This is a genomic window from Plantactinospora sp. WMMC1484 (assembly GCF_049315195.1).
In the GTDB taxonomy this organism is placed as follows: domain Bacteria; phylum Actinomycetota; class Actinomycetes; order Mycobacteriales; family Micromonosporaceae; genus Plantactinospora.
This window is the reverse complement of sequence record NZ_CP186055.1, coordinates 5,046,161-5,064,642: the sequence shown is the minus strand read 5'-3', so window position 1 is coordinate 5,064,642 and position 18,482 is coordinate 5,046,161. Positions and strand designations below refer to the sequence as shown.

Sequence of the window (18,482 nt, the reverse complement as noted above, 5' to 3'; positions counted from 1 at the left end):
TGCGGCCGGTCGGGGCCGGTACGCGTGGCGGGGCGGGCGGGCCCGGTTCGGTCGTACCCGTGACATAGCCTTCCGGACATGGCGGCGGAGACGGTGACATCGCAGACAGCCTCGCACGGCCCGGCGGATCCGCCGGCCGACACTCCGCCCGTCCCGCAGGTCACCGCCTCGCTCTCGCCGTCCCGGGCGGCCGACTTCAAGACCTGTCCCCTGCTCTACCGGCTGCGCAGCATCGACCGGCTGCCGGAGCGGGCCAGCGTCGAGCAGGCCCGGGGCACGCTGGTGCACGCGGTGCTGGAGCGTCTCTTCGACCTGCCCGCCGAGCAGCGGACGCCGGCCGCCGCGGCCGAGCTGGTGGCGCCGCAGTGGGACCGGCTGGTGGCCGAGCAGGCGGAGCTGGCCGCACTCTTCACCGGCGGTGACCAGGACCCGACCGGCTTCCTGGCCTCGGCCCGTGAGTTGCTCGACGGCTACTTCACCGTGGAGGATCCGCGCCGGCTGGAGCCGGCCGAGCGGGAGAGCCTCGTCTCCACCGTCGTCGACGACCAGTTGCTCATCCGGGGCTACATCGACCGGCTGGACGTCGCCCCCGACGGCGCGCTGCGGGTGGTCGACTACAAGACCGGTGGCGCGCCCCGCGAGGCGTTCGAGGCCCGGGCGCTGTTCCAGCTCAAGTTCTACGCCCTGGTGCTCTGGCGCACCCGGGGCGTGGTGCCCCGGGTGCTGCGGCTGCTCTATCTCAAGGACGCCGAGGTCTGCGACTACACCCCCGACGCCGAGGAGCTCGTCCGGTTCGAGCGCACCGTGCTGGCGCTCTGGCGCGCCATCGAGCAGGCGACCCGGGCCCGCGAGTTCCGGCCCAAGCCGAGCCGGCTCTGTGACTGGTGCAGTCACCAGGCGCACTGTCCCGCCTTCGGCGGGACGCCCCCGCCGTTTCCGGAGCCGACGGCGCCGGCAGATCCGTCGGCACCGGCCGCACCACCGGCCCGGCCCGGAGCCGCTCCGGCTCCGGTGAGCGTGGGGGGCGGCCTGGCGGTGCCCGTCCAGCCGACCGGGTCGCATCCGGTCGGGCCGGCCCGGGACCTCCCGGTGCCACCGGGCGGCGGCGCCAATTCCTGAGCCGGAGGAGGCAACCTCCTCCTGAAGGAGGAGTGCAGGCTCGCCGTCGGCGACGACCTGTCGCGCCACAGACCGGCTAGCGTCGCCAGCATGACCCGTACCGATGCCGCCGCCCGCCCGGCCGGCGGCCGGGACATCGGCGGCCGGCGCCGCTTCCGGCCCACGCCGGAGCAGCGGCGGTGGCTGATCCGGGACGGGCTGCTGGCGGTGGCGGCCGTCGCGCTGGAGGTGACGCTCGTCGGCACCGCGCCGACCGGACTGGCGCCGCAGGGCTGGCCGGGGCTGCTCGTCTGGAGCGTCCTCTGCGCCGCCCCGATCGCGCTGCGCCGGGCCGCGCCCTGGTCGGCGGTGGGTCTGGCGGTCCCGGCCTTCGTCGCCTCGGTCCTGGTCGGCGCGCAGCCGGTCGCCGCCGGTGCCACCTTCGTGCTGCTGACCTACAGCACCGCCGCGCTGCTCCCCCTCCGCGAGGCCGCACTCGCCGCCGCGACGATCTGGGCACCCTCGATCACCGTCGCCCTGCTCGAACCGCCTCCGCCCGACTTCACCGAACCCTCCCCGGCCTACCTGGTCTTCACCCAGGTGCTGCTCGCGCTGGTCTGCTTCTTCGTCGGGCGCACCGTGCACGCGCGGCGGGCCACCATCCGGGCGCTGGAGGAGCGGGCCCGGGCCGCCGAGGAGAACCAGCGGTCCCTGGCCGACCAGGCGGTCGCCGACGAGCGCCGGCGGATCGCCCGGGAGCTGCACGACGTGGTCGCCCACCACGTCAGCGTGATGGGCGTGCTGGCCACCGGAGCGCGCCGGGTGCTGCACCGGGACCCGGCGGCCACCGACGGGGCGCTGGGCAGCATCGAGGAGACCAGCCGGACGACCCTGCGCGAGCTACGCCGGCTGCTGGACGTGTTGCGCACCGACACCGAACCGGCCGCGGAACTCGCCCCGCAGCCCGGACTCGCCGGCATCGAGGCGTTGGTGGAGCAGGTCCGGGAGGCGGGACTGCCGGTGACCCTGCGGGTCGACGGCACCCCGGGCCCGCTGGACCCGGGAGTGGCGTTGACCGTGTTCCGGATCGTCCAGGAGGCGCTGACCAACACCCTCAAGCACGCCGGCACGGCAACCGCGCAGGTGCGGCTCAGCTTCGGGATCTACTGGCTGATCGTCGAAATCTCCGACACCGGCCGGGGGCCGCCCCCGGAGAGCGGCCGGGTCGGGCACGGCCTGGTGGGGATGCGGGAGCGGATGGCCCTCTACGGTGGAACCCTGCGCACCGGTCCCCGCCCCGGCGGCGGCTACCGGGTCTACGCCAAGATGCCGATGGAGCAGTTGGGTGCGCCGATGGACAAGGGGGCGGCATGAGCGACGGCAGGGACACCGGCGACGGCAGGGAGTCGACCCGGCCGGTACGCGTCCTCCTCGCCGACGACCAGCCGCTGCTGCGTACCGGCTTCCGGATGGTGCTGGGTGCCGAGGACGACCTCGACATCGTCGGCGAGGCCGGCGACGGCGTGGAGGCGGTGGACCTGGCCCGGCGGCTTCTCCCCGACGTGGTGCTGATGGACATCCGGATGCCCCGGATGGACGGCGTCGCCGCCACCCGGGCGATCATCGACGCCCGGCTGCCGGTGCGGGTGCTCATCCTGACCACCTTCGACCTCGACGAGTACGTCGTCGGGGCGCTCCGCGCCGGGGCGAGCGGCTTCCTGGCCAAGGACGTGCCGGCAGAGGACCTGGTCACCGCCATCCGTACCGTCGCCGTCGGCGAGGCGGTGGTCGCGCCGCGCATCCTCAAGCGCCTGCTGGACCGGTTCGCGGAGTCGCTGCCGGATCCGGAGGCGGCGCCGCCGAAGGCGATCGGTGTGCTCACCGAGCGGGAGCGGGAGGTCCTGGTCCAGGTGGCCCGGGGACTCTCCAACGCGGAGATCGCCCGAGTGCTGACGGTGAGCGAGACCACCATCAAGACCCACGTCGGGCACGTGCTGACCAAGCTCGGGCTCCGCGACCGGGTCCAGGCGGTGGTGCTGGCCTACGAGACCGGCCTCGTCCGCCCCGGCGCCTGACCTCGCCGCCGCCCCGCCTCGCCGCGGAGGCCGCCCCGCCTACCCCTTCCGGCGTACGCCGCAGGCACCGGAGGCGTACGACCGGCGGGTCCCCGGGTCGTACTGCCGGAGGAGCGGGCCGGACGGAGGGCGTACCCGAAGACCATCCCGGCGCACGACGGCGCCACCGCTTGCCCGGCCTATCGTTTCAGAGGTAGCCGGCGATGGCGGCGGGATCCCCCGCCGACGGAAGCCGGGACGACGGGCGGTCCCTTCGGTAACGGCGACGCCGCACAGTTAACGACGCCGACACATATCAGTCAGGGACAACCCTGATCCGTTGTCAGGGCCCACCCGCAGCGGATTATCCGCGTCGAAATCCGTCGCGGGTCGGACGTCGGGCCCGCCCGCGTCACGGACCATGGATGCTGCCGGCCGGATCACGGGTCCGGCCGGACCACAATTTGTCTAGGGGGAGATGAAGGTGACCGCGACGGTAGCCCGAGGTGCGCGAACGGCGGCCCGGGCCAGCGACGTGTGGAAGGTGTACGGCAGCGGCGAGGCACAGGTCGTCGCCCTGCGCGGCATCAATGCGGAATTCGAACAGGCCCGATTCACCGCCATCATGGGCCCGTCCGGATCCGGCAAGTCCACCCTGATGCACTGCCTTGCCGGCCTCGACTCGGTAACCAGGGGGAGCATCCATATCGGCGACACCGCCGTCACCGGACTCGGTGACGCGGGTCTCACCAAACTGCGCCGGGACAAAATTGGTTTCATCTTCCAGCAATTCAATCTGCTGCCGACGCTGACCGCACTGGAAAACATTCTGCTTCCGCTCTCGATCGCCGGCCGCAAGCCCGATCAGGAATGGCTGGACACCGTCATCGACACCGTCGGGCTGCGGGACCGGCTGGGCCACCGCCCGGCACAGCTCTCCGGCGGGCAGCAGCAGCGGGTCGCCTGTGCCCGGGCGCTCGCCTCCCGCCCCGAGGTGATCTTCGCCGACGAGCCGACCGGAAACCTCGACTCCCGGGCCGGTGCGGAGGTGCTCGGCTTCCTGCGCCGCTCCGTCACCGAGTACGGGCAGACCATCGTCATGGTCACCCACGACCCCGTCGCCGCCTCGTACTCTGGCCGGGTCATCTTCCTCGCCGACGGCCAGATCGTCTCCGAACTCGTCGAACCGACCCCGGAGACCGTGCTGGACACGATGAAGAAGCTCGACGGGCTCGCCGAGGCGGGACTCTGATGCTGCGCGCCACCCTGAAGAGCCTGCTCGCCCGCAAGGCCAGGCTGGTCGCCTCCGGCCTGGCCGTCGTGCTGGGCGTGATGTTCGTCTCCGGCGCCTTCGTCCTCACCGACACCCTGGGCCGCTCCTTCGACACCATCTTCAACGACGCGTACGCCGGAACCGACGTCGGCGTCAGCGCCAAGCCGAAGATCGAGGTGGCCGAGATGGAGGGCGAGCAGATCGCCGCTCCGTTCCCGGCCAGCGCCCTGGACCAGGTGCGCGCGGTGCCGGGGGTGGCCGGCGTCACCGGCGTGGCCGCCGCCGACGGCGCCCGGGTGATCGGCAGCAACGGCAAGGTGCTGACCTCGTTCGGCCCACCCCAGTTCGGCTCGAACTGGACCGGCGAGAGCGACCTGGTGCGGTTGCGCGAGGGGCGCGGGCCGACCGCCGCGGACGAGGTGGTGGTCAACGCGGCGGTGGCCAAGGCCGGCAAGCTCGCCGTCGGCGACCGGGTCGGGATCCTGACCCTCCAGCCGAGGCGCGACTTCACCGTCGTCGGGATCTTCGGCTACAGCGGCGACCGGGACAGCCTGGGCGGCGCCCAGGAGGTGGCGTTCACCGAGCCGGTCGCCCAGGAGCTGATGCTGGGCCAGCCAGGTGTCTACTCCGAGCTGAGCGTCGAGGCGGCCGACGGGGTCGCCCCGGCGACGCTGCGCGACGACATCGCGGCCACCCTCGGCGACGGCTACGTGGTCAAGACCGGCGAGCAGCTCTCCGCGGACGCCTCCGCCGGGCTGAAGGAGGGCCTCGGCTTCTTCAACAACATCCTGCTCGGCTTCGCCGGGGTCGCCCTCTTCGTCGGCATCTTCCTGATCCTGAACACCTTCTCGATCATCGTCGCCCAGCGGACCCGGGAACTCGCGCTGCTGCGGGCGATCGGCGCGGGCCGCCGCCAGGTGATCGGTTCGGTGCTGGTCGAGGCCGTCGCGATCGGCCTGCTCGCCTCGGTACTCGGCCTCGGCGCCGGCATCGGCGTGGGCGCGCTGCTGGCGTACGTCTTCGGGCAGACCGCCGGTGGGCTGCAGCTCGCCGGGCTCGGCGTACCACCGGCCGCGGTGATCAGCTCCTTCGCGGTCGGCCTGATCGTCACGGTCGTCGCCGCGGTGCTCCCGGCGATGCGGGCGTCCCGGATCCCTCCGGTCGCCGCCATGCAGGACGTGGCGACCCCGGACCGGCCGCTGACGAAGATCTCGGCCGCCGGCGCGGTGGTGACCGCGGTCGGCGGCACCCTGATGGCGCTCGGCCTGAGCGGCAACACCGGGGACAACACCCTGCTGACCATCCTCGGTGGCGTCCTGCTCTCCTTCGTCGGGGTGGCGCTGCTGACGCCACTGATCAGCCGCCCGGTGGTCGGGCTGCTCGGCCGGCTCTTCTCCTGGTCGGTGCCGGGCAAGCTGGGCCGGCTGAACTCGGGACGCAACCCGCGGCGGACCGCGATCACCGCCGCCGCGCTGATGGTCGGCATCGCTCTCGTCACCGGAGTGACGGTGATCCTCGACTCGGCCAAGAGCAGCATCACCGCGCTGGCCGAGGAGACCATCCAGGCCGAGCTGGTGATCTCCGGGGCGCAGTCCGGTCCCCGGCCACCGAGCTTCGACCCGGCGGTGCTGGACCAGGCCGCCGCGCTGCCCGGGGTCGCCATGGTCGCCGGAATCTACGGCGACCGGGCGCTGGTCGGCGGCGAGCAGGGCTGGATCACCGCGACCAGTGACGTGACGGCGCTGCGGGAGATCTATCAGGCCACCCCGACCGCCGGCAGCATCGACACGCTCGGGCCGCACCAACTCCTGGTCGACTCCGGGACCGCCCAGGACCGCGGCCTGGCGGTTGGCGACACCGTGCCGGTGCAACTGTCCCGGGGTGAGGCGCAGACCTACACGGTGACCGGGATATACGCCGAGTCCGACCTGTTCGGCGGCTTCCTGCTGCCGGTGGGGGCGGCGACCGACTTCGCGATGCCGCAGCCGACGCAGGCGTACCTGAAGCTGGCCCCGGGCGCCTCGGTCGACGACGTGCTACCCCGGGTCGAGGCGCTGCTCGCGGAGAGCCCCGAGGTGTCGGTCGCCGACCGGGCGGACTTCATCGAGCAGCAGACCAGCCAGCTCGACGGGCTGCTGACGATGATCCAGATCCTGCTGGCGCTGGCGATCCTGATCGCCGTGCTCGGCATCGTGAACACGCTGGCCCTGTCGGTGCTGGAGCGGACCCGGGAGCTGGGTCTGCTGCGGGCCATCGGGCTGCGGCGTGCCCAGACGATGCGGATGATCACGGTCGAGGCGGTGGTGATCTCGGTCTTCGGTGCCCTGCTGGGGGTGGCCGTCGGCGCCGGCCTCGGCGCGGCCGTGGTCCGGGCGCTGCGGGACGAGGGGATCAGCAACCTGGTGCTGCCCTGGACCGAGATGGGACTCTTCCTCGGCCTGGCGGCGGTGGTCGGGGTGGTCGCGGCGGTACTGCCGGCGATCCGTGCCGCCCGGCTGAACGTGCTCGGCGCGATCGCGCACGAGTGAGGGCCCGCCCACGGCCGTGGGGGTGGCCGTGGGCGACGGAGCCGGGGGTGGCGTCGGGACGGGGCGCCACCCCCGGCGGCTACGGGCGGTCCGGCCCGGGCGCCGCCGGCAGGCGGGTCCCGGGCGAGCCGGCATCCGGTCGGCGCGGCAGGTCGAGCGGGGCCAGCAGGTCGGCGAGCAGTTCCAGGTCCACGCCGGTCAGCGTCTCCAGCAGGCGTACGCCGTCGGCCGGGTCGATCGGCACCGCGTGCGGCACCGCGAGCACTGCGGCACCGGCGGCGAGCGCACTGGCCACCCCGGCCGGCGAGTCCTCGATCGCCACGCAGCGTGCGATCGGCACGTCCAGCAGCCGGGCCGCGGTCAGGTACGGCTCCGGGTCCGGCTTGGGGGCGGCCACCTCGTCACCGCAGACCACCACCTCGAAGGTGTCCCGGCCGAGCGTCTCCAACGCGATCTCGACCACCGCGCGCCGGGTCGAGGTGACCAACGCGGCCGGCACCGACGCGGCGCGTACCGCCGTGACCAGGGCGAGCGCACCGGGCCGCCAGACCAGGTCGGTGAGGAACATCTCGCTGACCCGGCGGTCGAGCCAGGCAGCACTGACCGCCGGATCCCGCCACGGCTGGGCCAGGTCGGTGTGCAGGATCTCCATCGAGACGCCCATGCTGGTGCCGACCATCGCCAGCCGGGCCTCCTCGGAGAGCGTCCCGCCGTAGTGCGCGGCAAGCTCCTGGAGCCCCACGTCCCACAACCGCTCGCTGTCGACGAGCGTGCCGTCCATGTCGAAGAGCACCGCGGCGGGATGCTGCCTGTTCAGGGGTTCCTCCCGGACTAGGACACGACCCGGACCGTAGCCGACGTGGCCCGGCGGGACCGATCCTGCCAACGCCGCCGGTCACCGTCGCCGGGCCGGTGGGCAAGTGTGGCGGATGCCTCAGCACCGACCCGGCCCGGCCGGCGGTCACGGTCAGCGGAGGCCGCAGGCCTCCAGCGAGCGCTCGTAGCCGCCGAAGAAGGCGTCGGTGCGCTGCTCGGCGCTGCCGTGCGCCCCCTCCGCGAACCACGGCTGGTCCGGATCGTCGGCGACCGCCCGCAGACCGGCGGCCAGCTCGTCGAGGTCGCCCTCCTCGATGGTGAGCGCCCCCGACCGCACCGAGTCGCCGAGGTAGGCACCGGCCATGCAGTCGGCCTGCAACTCCTGCTGGATGGTGAAGTCGTACCGGATGCCGAGCCGCACCTGCACGCCGTGCGCGTACTCGTGGCCCAGCAGGTAATAGAGGAACGCGTCGCCGACCTGGCGGAAGGCGGCGACCGCCCAGTTGACGTCGTACGCGATGAAGTCGCCCGCCGAGCAGTAGACGGCGTTGTTGCGGGGCAGCCCCTGCCCGGCGCAGGCCACCTCGCCCTCCCGCTGGTACCCGACGATTCGGCGGATCGGCTGGAACCGCTCCCCCGACGCCTCGAACCGCTGGGTCCAGTACTCCTCGGCGACCTGTACGGCACCGTCGATGTCTCTGCGGAACTCCTCCACCGTCATGGTGCCGTCGGCCCTGGTCGCATCGTTCTCGCCGGAGGCGCCCCGATCGTCCTGCGGGTCCGGTCCGCCGAACGCGCAGGCGACCGCGGCGACCAGCACCGCCATCAGCGCGATCAGCCGCCAGAACCGGTCGGTACCGCGCATCGGGGGCCTCCCACTCGGTCGACGCAGCAGAACACTTCCCAGGGCGGTGACCGGGTCAAACCCCGCCACCACCACCCGCCCCCGGGCCGCGGTCGCCGACGGACGATGCGTTTCCCGCGATCACGTGAGATTGGCGCCCCGGTTTTCGGCTAGATCCTCTCCGCGGCGACCCGCGCACCCCGCCGACCGGCGACCGGGAGGAGGTCTTTCCGATGATCGTGCCGTTGGGACGGGTCCGGCGCAACCTCGCGGCTCTCACCCTGCTGACCATCGGCGCCGCGCTGGGCGGCGCACCACTGTGGACGCTGCTGGTGCTGGTCGTGGCGTGTCTCGCCATCCCCGCCGCCGTCGGCCTGCACCCCGGTTCGAGGACATCTCACTGGCCCGGTGGATGGCGAACACCCCGCCGCAGGTCGCCGCCGACACCTGCACGACGGCGCACCGGCGCTCACCACACGCAAGTCCTCCGCCAATCACCCGTTCCGTGCGGGTTGTCCCGACCGTCGGGGCGATGGTCGGCCTGCCGGGTTTCCGTCGCCGGGCGGGGCGGAGCCGGCGCGGCCGGCGGGCCGCATCCGGGTCAGGGACGTAGGCTGACGGACGTGAGGGACAACAGGGACGGCAGTACCAGGCACATCGGGGAAACAGCCGCACGGCACCGGGCCGCACGGCTCGGCCGCGGCACGCACGCTGGGGGTAGGGCGTGACCGAGTTCGACGGGCTGCCCATGCTGCGCTCGCCGGTCGCGATCGCGGCCTTCGAGGGATGGAACGACGCGGCGGACGCCTCCACGGCCGCGGTCGAGCACCTCGAACAGGTGTGGCAGGCGCGCCAGATCACCGAACTGGACCCGGAGGACTTCTACGACTTCCAGGTGAGCCGACCGACGATCACGATGGCCGACGGCGAGACCCGCCGGGTCGAGTGGCCGACCACGCGGTTCATGCGGGCCAGCCCGGACGGTACCGACCGGGACGTGGTGCTGATCCGGGGCATCGAGCCCAGCATGCGCTGGCGCACCTTCTGTGAACAGGTGCTGGAGCTCTGCCACAGCCTGGAGATCAACCGGATCGTGCTGCTCGGTGCGCTGCTGGCCGACGTGCCGTACACCCGGCCGCTGCCGATCAGCGGCAGCGCCTCGGACAAGGGCGCCGCCGAGCGCTACCAGCTCACCCCGACCCGTTACGACGGCCCGACCGGCATCGTCGGGGTGCTGCACGACGCCGCGACCCGGGCCGAGCTCGAAGCCGTGTCGTTCTGGGTGCACGTGCCGCACTACGCCAACAACCCGCCCTGCCCGAAGGCCACCCTGGCGCTGCTGCACCGGGTCGAGGACGTGCTCGACCTGCCGGTGCCGATGTCGGAGCTGGCCGAGGAGGCCGCCGAGTGGGAGCAGCGCGTCCGCACCGCCGCCGAGCAGGACGCGGAGCTTGGCGAATACGTGCGTGAGCTGGAGGAACGGGTCGGCGACGCCGGCATCCAGCCGCTGACCGGCGACGAGATCGCCCAGGAGTTCGAGAAGTACCTGCGCCGTCGCGGCGGCTCGGCCGGTCCGACCGCCGGTTCCTGGTAACCGGCTCCGGGTAGCCAACGGCCGGCTCGCAAGCAACGGCCGCGGCTGGCGGGCGCTGGTCGGCTTGCGCGCGTCGGGCGCTCGTCGGCTTGCGCCCGTCGTGAGCGTCCGACGCTCCAGCCGGCGCTGACCAGCACGGTCGCCTGTCACACCATGGGTCGCCTGTCACACCATGGCCGGCATCCCCCGAAAGCTGAGGGCTCCTCATCGGCTCTCCGGCGCCGAGGGCGTGTTGCGGTTGCCCGGCGCACACCCCGTACGGCATCCTAGGAACCTAGTGTCATGTTCTGACGCAGGAGGTGTCGGTGCAGATCAACCCGGGAGCGGCCGAGTTTCCTCACCGGCAGATCGCCGCGCAGTTGCGGGCGCGGATCCGCAACGGCGACTGGGCGGCCGGCGACCGGCTCCCCTCCATCCCAGCCATCGCCGAGATGTTCGGGGTGGCGAAGCAGACCGTCCAGCGCGCCATCGACCAGCTCCGGGTCGAGGGCGTCCTGATCACCAAGCCGGGCTCCGGGACATACGTCCGGGGCACCCGCCGCCGCCTCAACCGGCTCTCCCGGGGCCGGTACGGCGGGCACCGCGGCTACCACGCCGACCTGGCCGCCCGGTACCGGCAACAGTTGGTGCAGGTCGGCCGGGCACCGGCGCCGCCCGAGGTGGCCGACGCGTTCGGCGTGCCGGACGGCACCGAGCTGGTCGTCCGCCGGCACCTGGTACGCACCGAGGAGGTGCCGGTCGAGGTCGGCGCCTCCTGGTTCCGCACCGACGACGCCGCCGGCACCAGCCTGGAGCGGATGGAGGCGTACGGCCGACCGCTCTACCAGGAGGCGGAGGAGGCGATCGGCCGGCGCTACGTCTCGGCGACCGACCAGATCAGCGCCCGCCAGCCGAGCCGGGAGGAGGCCGAGATCCTGCAGATCCGGCCGGACACCCCGGTGCTGCACCTGCTGCACGTCGCCTACGACGCCGCCCACCGGCCGATCGAGGTGGCCCAGGCGACCTGGCCGGGCCCGATGACCACGCTCACCGAGCAGTATCAGGTCCCCGGCCCCACGCCCGACGCCGACCCGGACCCCGGCCTCGTGCTCGGCTGACAGCCGTCGCATCGGTGCGCACCGCCACGGAGCGCCGTCCGGCGTCCGCCGCCCCTATGCCCGGCGGCTCAGAGCCTGATGCCGAGCAGCGCGTCGACGGTGGCGGCCATCAGGTCCGGCGCCGCCGGATCGGTGCCGGTACGGGCCAGCGCGGCGTCCACCCAGCCGTCCAGCAGGGCCAGCGCACCCGGCGTGTCGAGGTCGTCGGCGAGCCGTTCGCGTACCCCTGCCAGCAGCTCCGGGCCGGCGGGTCCGGCCGGCGCGGCGGCGGCCTCCCGCCAGCGGGCCAGCCGCTGCGTGCCCTCCTTGAGCAGGTCGTCGGTCCACTCGCGGTCGGCCCGGTAGTGACCGGCGAGCAGCGCCAGCCGCACCGCCATCGGATCCACGTGGTCGGCCCGCAGCCGGGAGACGAAGACGAGGTTTCCCTTCGACTTCGACATCTTCTCGCCGTCCAGGCCGATCATCCCGGCGTGTACGTAGTGCCGGGCGAACGGCTCCGCACCGGTCAGCCGCTCGGCGTGCGCCGCCGAGCACTCGTGGTGTGGGAAGAGCAGGTCGTTGCCGCCGCCCTGGACGTCGATGGTCTCCCCGAGCAGCGCCATCGCGATCACCGCACACTCGATGTGCCATCCCGGCCGCCCCGGACCGAGCGGCCCGCCGTCCCAGGCCGGCTCGCCGTCCCGGGCACCGCGCCAGAGCAGCGGGTCGAGCCGGTCCCGTTTGCCGGCCCGGTCCGGGTCGCCGCCGCGCTCGGCGAAGTATCCGAGCATCTGGTCCCGGGAGAGGTTGGACTCGTAACCGAACCGGGGCGCGGCGGCGACGTCGAAATAGACGTCCCCGGTGCCGTCGTCGAGCCGGTACGCGGCACCGTCGTCGAGCAGCGCCCGGACCTTCTCCGCGATCGCCGGGATCGACTCGACCGCGCCGACGTAGTGCGCAGGCGGGATCATCCGCAGCGCCTCCATGTCCTCCCGGAACAGCGCCGTCTCCCGCATCGCCAGGACGACCCAGTCCTCGCCGTCCCGCTCGGCCCGCTCCAGCAGGGGGTCGTCGATGTCGGTGACGTTCTGCACGTAGCTGACCGGATGGCCGCCGTCCCGCCAGACCCGCTGTACGAGGTCAAAGGTGATCATCGTGGCCGCGTGTCCCAGATGGGTCGCGTCGTACGGGGTGATGCCGCAGACGTACATCGTCGCCGGCCCGGAGGGCCGGGTCGAGTGCACCGCGCGGCGCGCCGAGTCGTACAGAGCGAGCCGCGGTCCCCTGCCCGGCAGCCGCGGAATCTCGTGACCCACCCAGGTGTCCATGGTCACCACCCTAGCCAGCCGGCGAATCCTCGTTGCCCGGCCGGCAGTCGAGGTGATCGGATCGACAGCTGGTCGAGGTGATCAGATCGGCGGCCAGGGGATGGCCGGCCACTCCTCGGAGGGCTCCGGAAAGCGGGCCGTCCCCAGCAGCCTCTCCACCCGGCGTGCCGTCGCGGCGACCTCGCCGACGGTCAGGTGCTCGGCGAGATCTTCGCCCAGCGGGCCGGCCAACCCCCGGGCCAGATCGGCGAGCATCTCCAGCGCGTCCGGCGGCAGGTCCCGCCGGGACCAGCCCCAGAGCACGGTCCGCAGCTTGTCCTCCACGTGGAAGGAGACCCCGTGGTCGACGCCGTAGATCCGGTCGTCCGGCCCGACCAGCACGTGCCCGCCCTTGCGGTCCGCGTTGTTGATCACGGCGTCGAGCACGGCGAGCCGGGCCAGCCGGGGGTCGTCGGCGTGCGCGAGGGCGTACGGAGCGCCCTCCTCGTCGCGGGCGGCCGCTACCCGGAACCACCGGGCCGGCAGGCTCCGGGCCGGCACGAAGCCCACCAGCGGCTCCACCTGCTCCGGTTCGTCGATCCAGAGCTGACAGGCTCCGGTGCCGAGCGGCCCGTCCCGGAGCACCGTGGGCGGGATCAGGTCCCATCCGGTGGCCCGGGAGAGCAGGTACGCCGAGACCTCCCGCCCGGCCAGGGTCCCGTCCGGAAAGTCCCAGAGCGGCCGTTCACCCCGGACCGGCTTGTAGACGCAGCGGGCCGTGACCCCGTCCAGGGTCAGGAATCCGCGCAGGGTCGTGTTGGAGGCGTCCACCAGCCGGCCCTCCAGCTCGAACTCGCCTCCCCGCAGCAGCCTGAGGGCATCGCTCTCGTCCAGCGCCGGTCGCAGTTCGGCGGAGGTCACCGGGTCGGTCCCGGACGGCGGACGGCGACGGTCACCGGTGGTAGCCGTTGTGCCGCGGACAGAGGTGGCCGGCGGGGTCGAGCGGCTGGCCGCAGAGCGGGCACGGCGGCCGGCCCGCCGCCACCACCCGCCGGGCTCGTTCGATGAACTCGCGGGCGGCCTGTGGGGTCAACCGGACCCGCAGCCGGTCGAGGTCGTCGTCGGGCTCCTCCTCGTCGATCTCCTCCTCGCCGCCGGCGAGCTCGACCTCCGCCTCGGCTTCACCGGCGGCGATCGCCTCGATCACCACCGTGGCGGTGTCGACGTCGAAGGCCAGGCCGAGGGTGCCGACGCGGAACTCCTCGTCGACCGGCGTGTCCAGCGGCTCGTTGTCGGAGGTGACCGGGGGCGGCTCGGGCAACTCGACGCCGAACCGCCGATGTGCTTCGGTCAACAGCTCCTCGAGCTTCTCGGCCAGCAACGAGACCTGAACCTTCTCCAAGGCCACGCTGACCAGTCGGCCTCCGCCGCGCGCCTGGAGGAAGAACGTCCGCTCACCCGGCGGACCCACAGTTCCGGCGACGAACCGCTCGGGCGGCTCGAATGCGTGCACCTGGTGGGTCATACCCACGACCCTATCCGGCCGGATACCACAGCGCGCAGCCCACCGACCCGAATCACCATACGCCCCGTTCCGGGGTCCGGTCACCCCTGCCGGCACCGCGAGCCGACCCGCCCCCGGCCGGGCCGGATCCGGCCCCGTCGGCACCCGCCCCGACCTGGGCGGCGTCCGCCCCGACCTCGGCTGGGTCCGATTCGACCTGGGCCGGGTCCGATCCGGCCTCGGCCGCACCGACCCCACCGCCGACCGGGGCGTCCGAGGAGACCGCACGGGAGCGGCGGCGCCGGTCCGGGGGCGGCGGGACGAGGCCGGACAGATCGCCGCCGGTGTCGTTGAGCCGCAGGACGAACGGGCGGACCGGGGTGTAGCGGATCCCGGTCACCGAGCCCGGATCGGCCACGATCCGCTGGAACTGGTCCAGATGTACCCCCATCGCGTCGGCCACGATGGCCTTGATCACATCCCCGTGGCTGCACGCCAGCCAGACCGCCTCCGGCCCGTGCTCGGCGGTGATCCGGGCGTCCCAGCGGCGTACCGCGGCGACCGCGCGGGCCGCCATCCCGGCCATCGACTCGCCGTCGGGAAAGACGGCGGCGCTCGGGTGCTGCTGCACCACCTGCCACAGTGGATCCTTGGCCAGCTTCTTCAGCGGCTGGCCCTGCCACGCCCCGTAGTCACACTCGATGAGGTCCTCCTCGACCACCGGCACGGCGTCCGGTAGGGCAAGGTCCAGGGTCTGCCGGCACCGGACCAGCGGGCTGGTCACCACCGCCGCCAGCGTCACCGCCCGGAGTCGGCCGCCCACCGCGGTCGCCTGGGCCCGGCCGGTCTCGTCGAGTTCGACGGGCTGCCGTCCGGCCAGGCCGCCGTCGGCGTTCGCCGTGGTCCGGCCGTGCCGGAGGAGCAGAAGGGTCGCCACGACCACACCCTACGGCCCGGCCGCCGGCCCGCTCGGCGGAGCCGTCCGGATCAGGTGGCGCTGATCGTCCCGGTCAGCAGCAGCGCCAGCACCAGGCTGCCCAGCGCCACCCGGTAGAGGACGAAGACGTAGAGGGTGTGATGCGCGACGAAGCGGAGCAGCCAGGCGATGGCGGCGTAGCCGACCCCGAAGGCGATGATCGTCGCCACCACCATCTGGGCCGGGGACGGGATCGAGCCGCCCCCGCTGGTGTCGAAGACGTCCGGCAGGCTGAAGACGCCGGACATCACCACCGCCGGGATGGCCAGCAGGAAGGAGTACCGGGCCGCCGCCTCGCGGGTCAGGTTGAGGAAGAGCCCCGCCGTCAGGGTGCCACCGGACCGGGACACGCCGGGGATCAGCGCCATCGCCTGGGCGAAGCCCATCACGATGCCGTCCCGGAGGGTGAAGTTCTCGAGCCGGCGGGTCTGCCGGCCCCAGTATTCCGCGAAGGCGAGCACGAAGGCGAAGAGGATCAACGTGGTGGCGACCAGCCAGAGGTTCCGGGCGGCGGTGCGGATCTGGTCCTTGAAGAGGAAGCCGAAGACGCCGATCGGGATCGACCCGATGATGACGTACCAGCCCATCCGGTAGTCGAGGCTCGACCGCACCGAGCTGTCCCAGATCCCGACGACCCAGACCCGGGTGATCCGCCAGATGTCCTTGGCGAAGTAGAGCAGCACCGCGGCCTCGGTGCCGAGCTGGGTGACGGCGGTGAAGGACGCTCCGGCGTCCTGCTCGAAGAAGATCGCCGAGGTGATCCGCAGATGTCCGGAGGAACTGATCGGCAGGAACTCGGTCAGCCCCTGCACCAGGCCGAGCACGATGGCCTCGATCCAGCTCATCGCCACACTGCCGGCGGGTTCCGCCGGGATCACTCGCCCACCCCGGCGAGTTCCAGCGCCTCGACGCAGGTGCGCAGGGTCTGGATGCCGCTGTCGGCGTCGGCCGCGAAGAGGGTCACCGAGAGCGTGGTGACGCCGGCCGCCGCGTACTCACGCATCCGGTCGGCGATCCGCTCCTTCGGCCCGAGCAGGGACGTCCGGTCGATGAACTCCAGCGGGACGGCCGCCGCGGCCTCGCGTGGCCGCCTGGCCAGGTAGAGGTCCTGGACCTCCCGGGCGGCGTCGCCGTAGCCCATCCGGGTGGCGAGCTGGTTGTAGAAGTTCTGCTCCCGGCTGCCCATCCCACCGACGTAGAGGGCGGCGTACCAGCGGACCAGCTCGGCACAGGTGGCGACGTCGTCGCCGACCACCACCGGCACGCTGGGCACCACGTCGAAGCCGGCCAGCTCCCTGCCGGCCCGGGCCCGACCGGCGCGCACCGTGTCGAGCTGCTCGGCGGCGAGGTCGGGCGCGAAGAAGATCGCCAGCCAGCCGTCGGCAATCTCGCCGGCCAGCTCCAGGTTCTTCGGGCCGACCGCGGCCAGGTAGATCGGGATCTCCTCGCGCGGCGGATGGAAGCCGAGCCGGAGCGGCTTGCCGGGCCCGTCCGGCAGGGGCAGGCGGTAGTGGTTGCCGGCGTACTCCACCTGCTTGCGGCCGACGGCGAGTCTGACGATGTCGACGTACTCCCGGGTCCGGGCCAGCGGTTTGGCGAACCGGACCCCGTGCCAGCCCTCGGAGACCTGCGGGCCGGAGACGCCGAGGCCGAGCCGGAAGCGGCCGCCGGAGAGGGCGTCGATGGTGGCCGCCGTCATCGCGGTCGCCGCCGGGCTGCGGGCCGGGATCTGCATCACCGCCGAGCCGAGGTCGATCCGCTCGGTCTGGCCGGCCAGCCACGCCAGCATGCTGGGCGAGTCCGAGCCGTACGCCTCCGCGGCCCAGACCACCGAGTAGCCGAGCCGGTCCGCCTCCCGGGCGAGCGCCAAATGGTCCGCGGGGGTGCTCCACGCCGTCTGGTAGCCGAGGCTGAGCCCGAGTCGCACTGGTCCTTCTCCCCATCCGTCCGCAAGTCGCATCAGGGTACGCAATGATCCCCGGAAGCTCTCCGCTGACCCGCCGATGCCGGACCCGTGCCCCGACGTCTGCTTTGTGCCGATAAACCCGGACGGCCATGGCGGGAGCGAGGATATCGGCGGCGCGATGTTCTGAATAGAGTTCAAGCCATGCAGCAGCGACCGCTCGGCCGAAGCGGGCTGGCGGTCTCCCGGCTCGCGCTCGGCACCATGTCCTGGGGTCGGGACACGGATGCCGACGACGCTGCCGCGCAACTGAAGAGTTATCTGGACGCGGGGGGCAACCTCGTCGACACGGCCGACGTCTACGGCGACGGAGACGCCGAGGCGGTGATCGGCTCCCTGCTCGGCACGCTGGTCCCCCGCGACGACGTGCTGATCGCGACCAAGGCGGGGCTGCGGCCGGGTGCCGGCCGCCGGCGGGACACCTCCCGCGGGCACCTGCTGCGCACCCTGGACGCGTCGCTGCGCCGGCTCGGCACCGACCACGTCGACCTGTGGCAGGTGCACGGATACGACCCGGCGACCCCGATGGAGGAGACGCTCTCCGCACTGGACCACGCCGTGAGCAGCGGCCGGGTCCGCTACGTCGGGGTCTCCAACTTCTCCGGCTGGCAGACCGCCCAGGCCGCCACCTGGCAGGCCGCGGTTCCCGGCCGGGCGCCGGTGGTCGCCGCCCAGGTGGAGTACTCGCTGCTCGAACGCGGCATCGAACGGGAGGTGCTGCCGGCCTGCGCGGGCCTCGGGCTCGGCGTGCTGCCCTGGTCGCCGCTGGGGCGCGGGGTGCTGACCGGCAAATACCGGCACGGTCGGCCGGCGGACTCCCGGGCCGCCTCGGCACACTTCGAGCCCTTCGTCGCCCGCTACCTGGAGCCACGCTGCTCGAGCATTGTCGAGGCGGTGGCCACCGCGGCCGGCGGCCTCGGCGTGTCACCGCTGGAGGTCGCCCTCGCCTGGGTACGGGATCGGCCCGGGGTGGTCGCCCCGATCCTCGGCGCCCGCACCGTCGGCCAACTGCTCGGCGCCCTCCAGGTGGAGCGCATGACACTGCCGGGCGAGATCGCCCGGGCCCTCGACGACGTGTCGTCCGTGCCGGTCGGCTACCCGGAACGGGACGGCTGATCCGATCGGGGACGGTCGGCGCCGACGAACTCGCGTACGGACGGCGGCCGGTCGGCGAGCCGACCGGGTCGGGATGCCGGGCCTCCGCTCACCGGGAGAAGGACTGGTGTCGCCCCGGCGAGGTGGGCAGGATAGAGGACATGGACTACGAATACGCGCCATTGCGGTTACCGCCGAATGTCGACCGGACGGCCGCAATGGCGCAACTGGCGATCCAGGCCGAGTTCTCCGGCTGGGAGCTGGCCCGGGTGCGACTGTTCCGCGACGGTACGCGGCAGGTGATGCTGCGTCGCCGCGTGGTCAACCAGTCGCAACCGGGCCTCTCCTACTGAG

General features: G+C 73.0%; 15 protein-coding genes and 2 pseudogenes. 9 read left to right on the top strand and 8 right to left on the bottom strand.

Annotation, left to right across the window (positions count from 1 at the left end):
- Positions 1 to 78 precede the first annotated feature (78 nt).
- From ACN28C_RS22150 to ACN28C_RS22130, 5 genes and pseudogenes are all read left to right on the top strand, one after another.
- Positions 79 to 999, top strand: a pseudogene (locus tag ACN28C_RS22150) (RecB family exonuclease); the annotation flags it as partial.
- Positions 1,000 to 1,209: 210 nt separating this feature from the next.
- Complete coding sequence (locus ACN28C_RS22145; RefSeq protein ID WP_422769449.1) at positions 1,210 to 2,472, top strand: sensor histidine kinase; 1,263 nt, start codon at positions 1,210 to 1,212, stop codon at positions 2,470 to 2,472.
- Positions 2,469 to 3,173 (top strand): response regulator, encoded by a 705-nt coding sequence (locus tag ACN28C_RS22140; protein WP_422769448.1) that lies wholly within the window; start codon positions 2,469 to 2,471, stop codon positions 3,171 to 3,173. The genes ACN28C_RS22145 and ACN28C_RS22140 overlap by 4 nt, the downstream gene beginning before the upstream one ends.
- A 463-nt stretch (positions 3,174 to 3,636) precedes the next feature.
- Positions 3,637 to 4,404, top strand: a complete 768-nt coding sequence (locus ACN28C_RS22135) for an ABC transporter ATP-binding protein (protein WP_422769447.1) — start codon at positions 3,637 to 3,639, stop codon at positions 4,402 to 4,404.
- Positions 4,404 to 6,953 carry an ABC transporter permease gene (locus ACN28C_RS22130; RefSeq protein WP_422769446.1) on the top strand — a complete coding sequence of 850 codons (2,550 nt, stop codon included), beginning with the start codon at positions 4,404 to 4,406 and terminating at the stop codon, positions 6,951 to 6,953. The genes ACN28C_RS22135 and ACN28C_RS22130 overlap by 1 nt, the downstream gene beginning before the upstream one ends.
- 79 nt (positions 6,954 to 7,032) lie before the next feature.
- On the opposite strand, the gene ACN28C_RS22125 is transcribed toward ACN28C_RS22130, so the two are convergent.
- The gene (locus ACN28C_RS22125) at positions 7,033 to 7,746 is read right to left on the bottom strand and encodes an HAD family hydrolase (protein WP_422769445.1); all 714 of its coding nucleotides are present in this window, start codon (positions 7,744 to 7,746) and stop codon (positions 7,033 to 7,035) included.
- A 174-nt stretch (positions 7,747 to 7,920) separates the two neighbouring features.
- Positions 7,921 to 8,634 carry a neutral zinc metallopeptidase gene (locus ACN28C_RS22120; protein WP_422769444.1) on the bottom strand — a complete coding sequence of 238 codons (714 nt, stop codon included), beginning with the start codon at positions 8,632 to 8,634 and terminating at the stop codon, positions 7,921 to 7,923.
- A 703-nt stretch (positions 8,635 to 9,337) separates the two neighbouring features.
- Between ACN28C_RS22120 and ACN28C_RS22115 the strand changes: the two genes are divergently transcribed.
- Together ACN28C_RS22115 and ACN28C_RS22110 are read left to right on the top strand one after the other, a co-directional pair.
- Positions 9,338 to 10,207 (top strand): PAC2 family protein, encoded by an 870-nt coding sequence (locus ACN28C_RS22115; protein ID WP_422769443.1) that lies wholly within the window; start codon positions 9,338 to 9,340, stop codon positions 10,205 to 10,207.
- A 305-nt stretch (positions 10,208 to 10,512) separates the two neighbouring features.
- On the top strand, positions 10,513 to 11,304 hold the full coding sequence (locus ACN28C_RS22110; protein ID WP_422769442.1) for a GntR family transcriptional regulator: 792 nt from the start codon (positions 10,513 to 10,515) through the stop codon (positions 11,302 to 11,304).
- 68 nt (positions 11,305 to 11,372) lie between these two features.
- Here the strand turns inward: ACN28C_RS22110 and mshC are convergent, their stop codons facing one another.
- The 6 genes and pseudogenes from mshC to ACN28C_RS22080 all read right to left on the bottom strand — a co-directional run bounded on the left by mshC (position 11,373) and on the right by ACN28C_RS22080 (position 16,997).
- Positions 11,373 to 12,611, bottom strand: coding sequence for a cysteine--1-D-myo-inosityl 2-amino-2-deoxy-alpha-D-glucopyranoside ligase (gene mshC, locus ACN28C_RS22105; RefSeq protein ID WP_422769441.1), 1,239 nt, complete (start codon positions 12,609 to 12,611; stop codon positions 11,373 to 11,375).
- An 81-nt stretch (positions 12,612 to 12,692) separates the two neighbouring features.
- Entirely contained in the window at positions 12,693 to 13,511 is an 819-nt protein-coding gene (locus ACN28C_RS22100; protein ID WP_422769440.1) for an SCO1664 family protein, read from the bottom strand.
- Between the two features lie 31 nt (positions 13,512 to 13,542).
- A complete protein-coding gene (locus ACN28C_RS22095) occupies positions 13,543 to 14,115 on the bottom strand; it encodes a DUF3090 domain-containing protein (RefSeq protein ID WP_422769439.1) in 573 nt (190 codons plus the stop codon).
- Between the two features lie 223 nt (positions 14,116 to 14,338).
- Positions 14,339 to 15,031, bottom strand: a pseudogene (locus tag ACN28C_RS22090) (MSMEG_4193 family putative phosphomutase); the annotation flags it as partial.
- Between the two features lie 50 nt (positions 15,032 to 15,081).
- Entirely contained in the window at positions 15,082 to 15,915 is an 834-nt protein-coding gene (locus ACN28C_RS22085) for an undecaprenyl-diphosphate phosphatase (RefSeq protein WP_422774765.1), read from the bottom strand.
- 29 nt (positions 15,916 to 15,944) lie between these two features.
- On the bottom strand, positions 15,945 to 16,997 hold the full coding sequence (locus tag ACN28C_RS22080) for an LLM class F420-dependent oxidoreductase (protein ID WP_422769438.1): 1,053 nt from the start codon (positions 16,995 to 16,997) through the stop codon (positions 15,945 to 15,947).
- Positions 16,998 to 17,177: 180 nt separating this feature from the next.
- Here ACN28C_RS22080 and ACN28C_RS22075 point away from each other — a divergent pair, with 180 nt between their 5' ends.
- Positions 17,178 to 18,149 (top strand): aldo/keto reductase, encoded by a 972-nt coding sequence (locus ACN28C_RS22075; RefSeq protein ID WP_422769437.1) that lies wholly within the window; start codon positions 17,178 to 17,180, stop codon positions 18,147 to 18,149.
- Positions 18,150 to 18,289: 140 nt separating this feature from the next.
- Positions 18,290 to 18,481, top strand: a complete 192-nt coding sequence (locus ACN28C_RS22070; protein ID WP_422769436.1) for a DUF5703 family protein — start codon at positions 18,290 to 18,292, stop codon at positions 18,479 to 18,481.
- Position 18,482 lies beyond the last annotated feature (1 nt).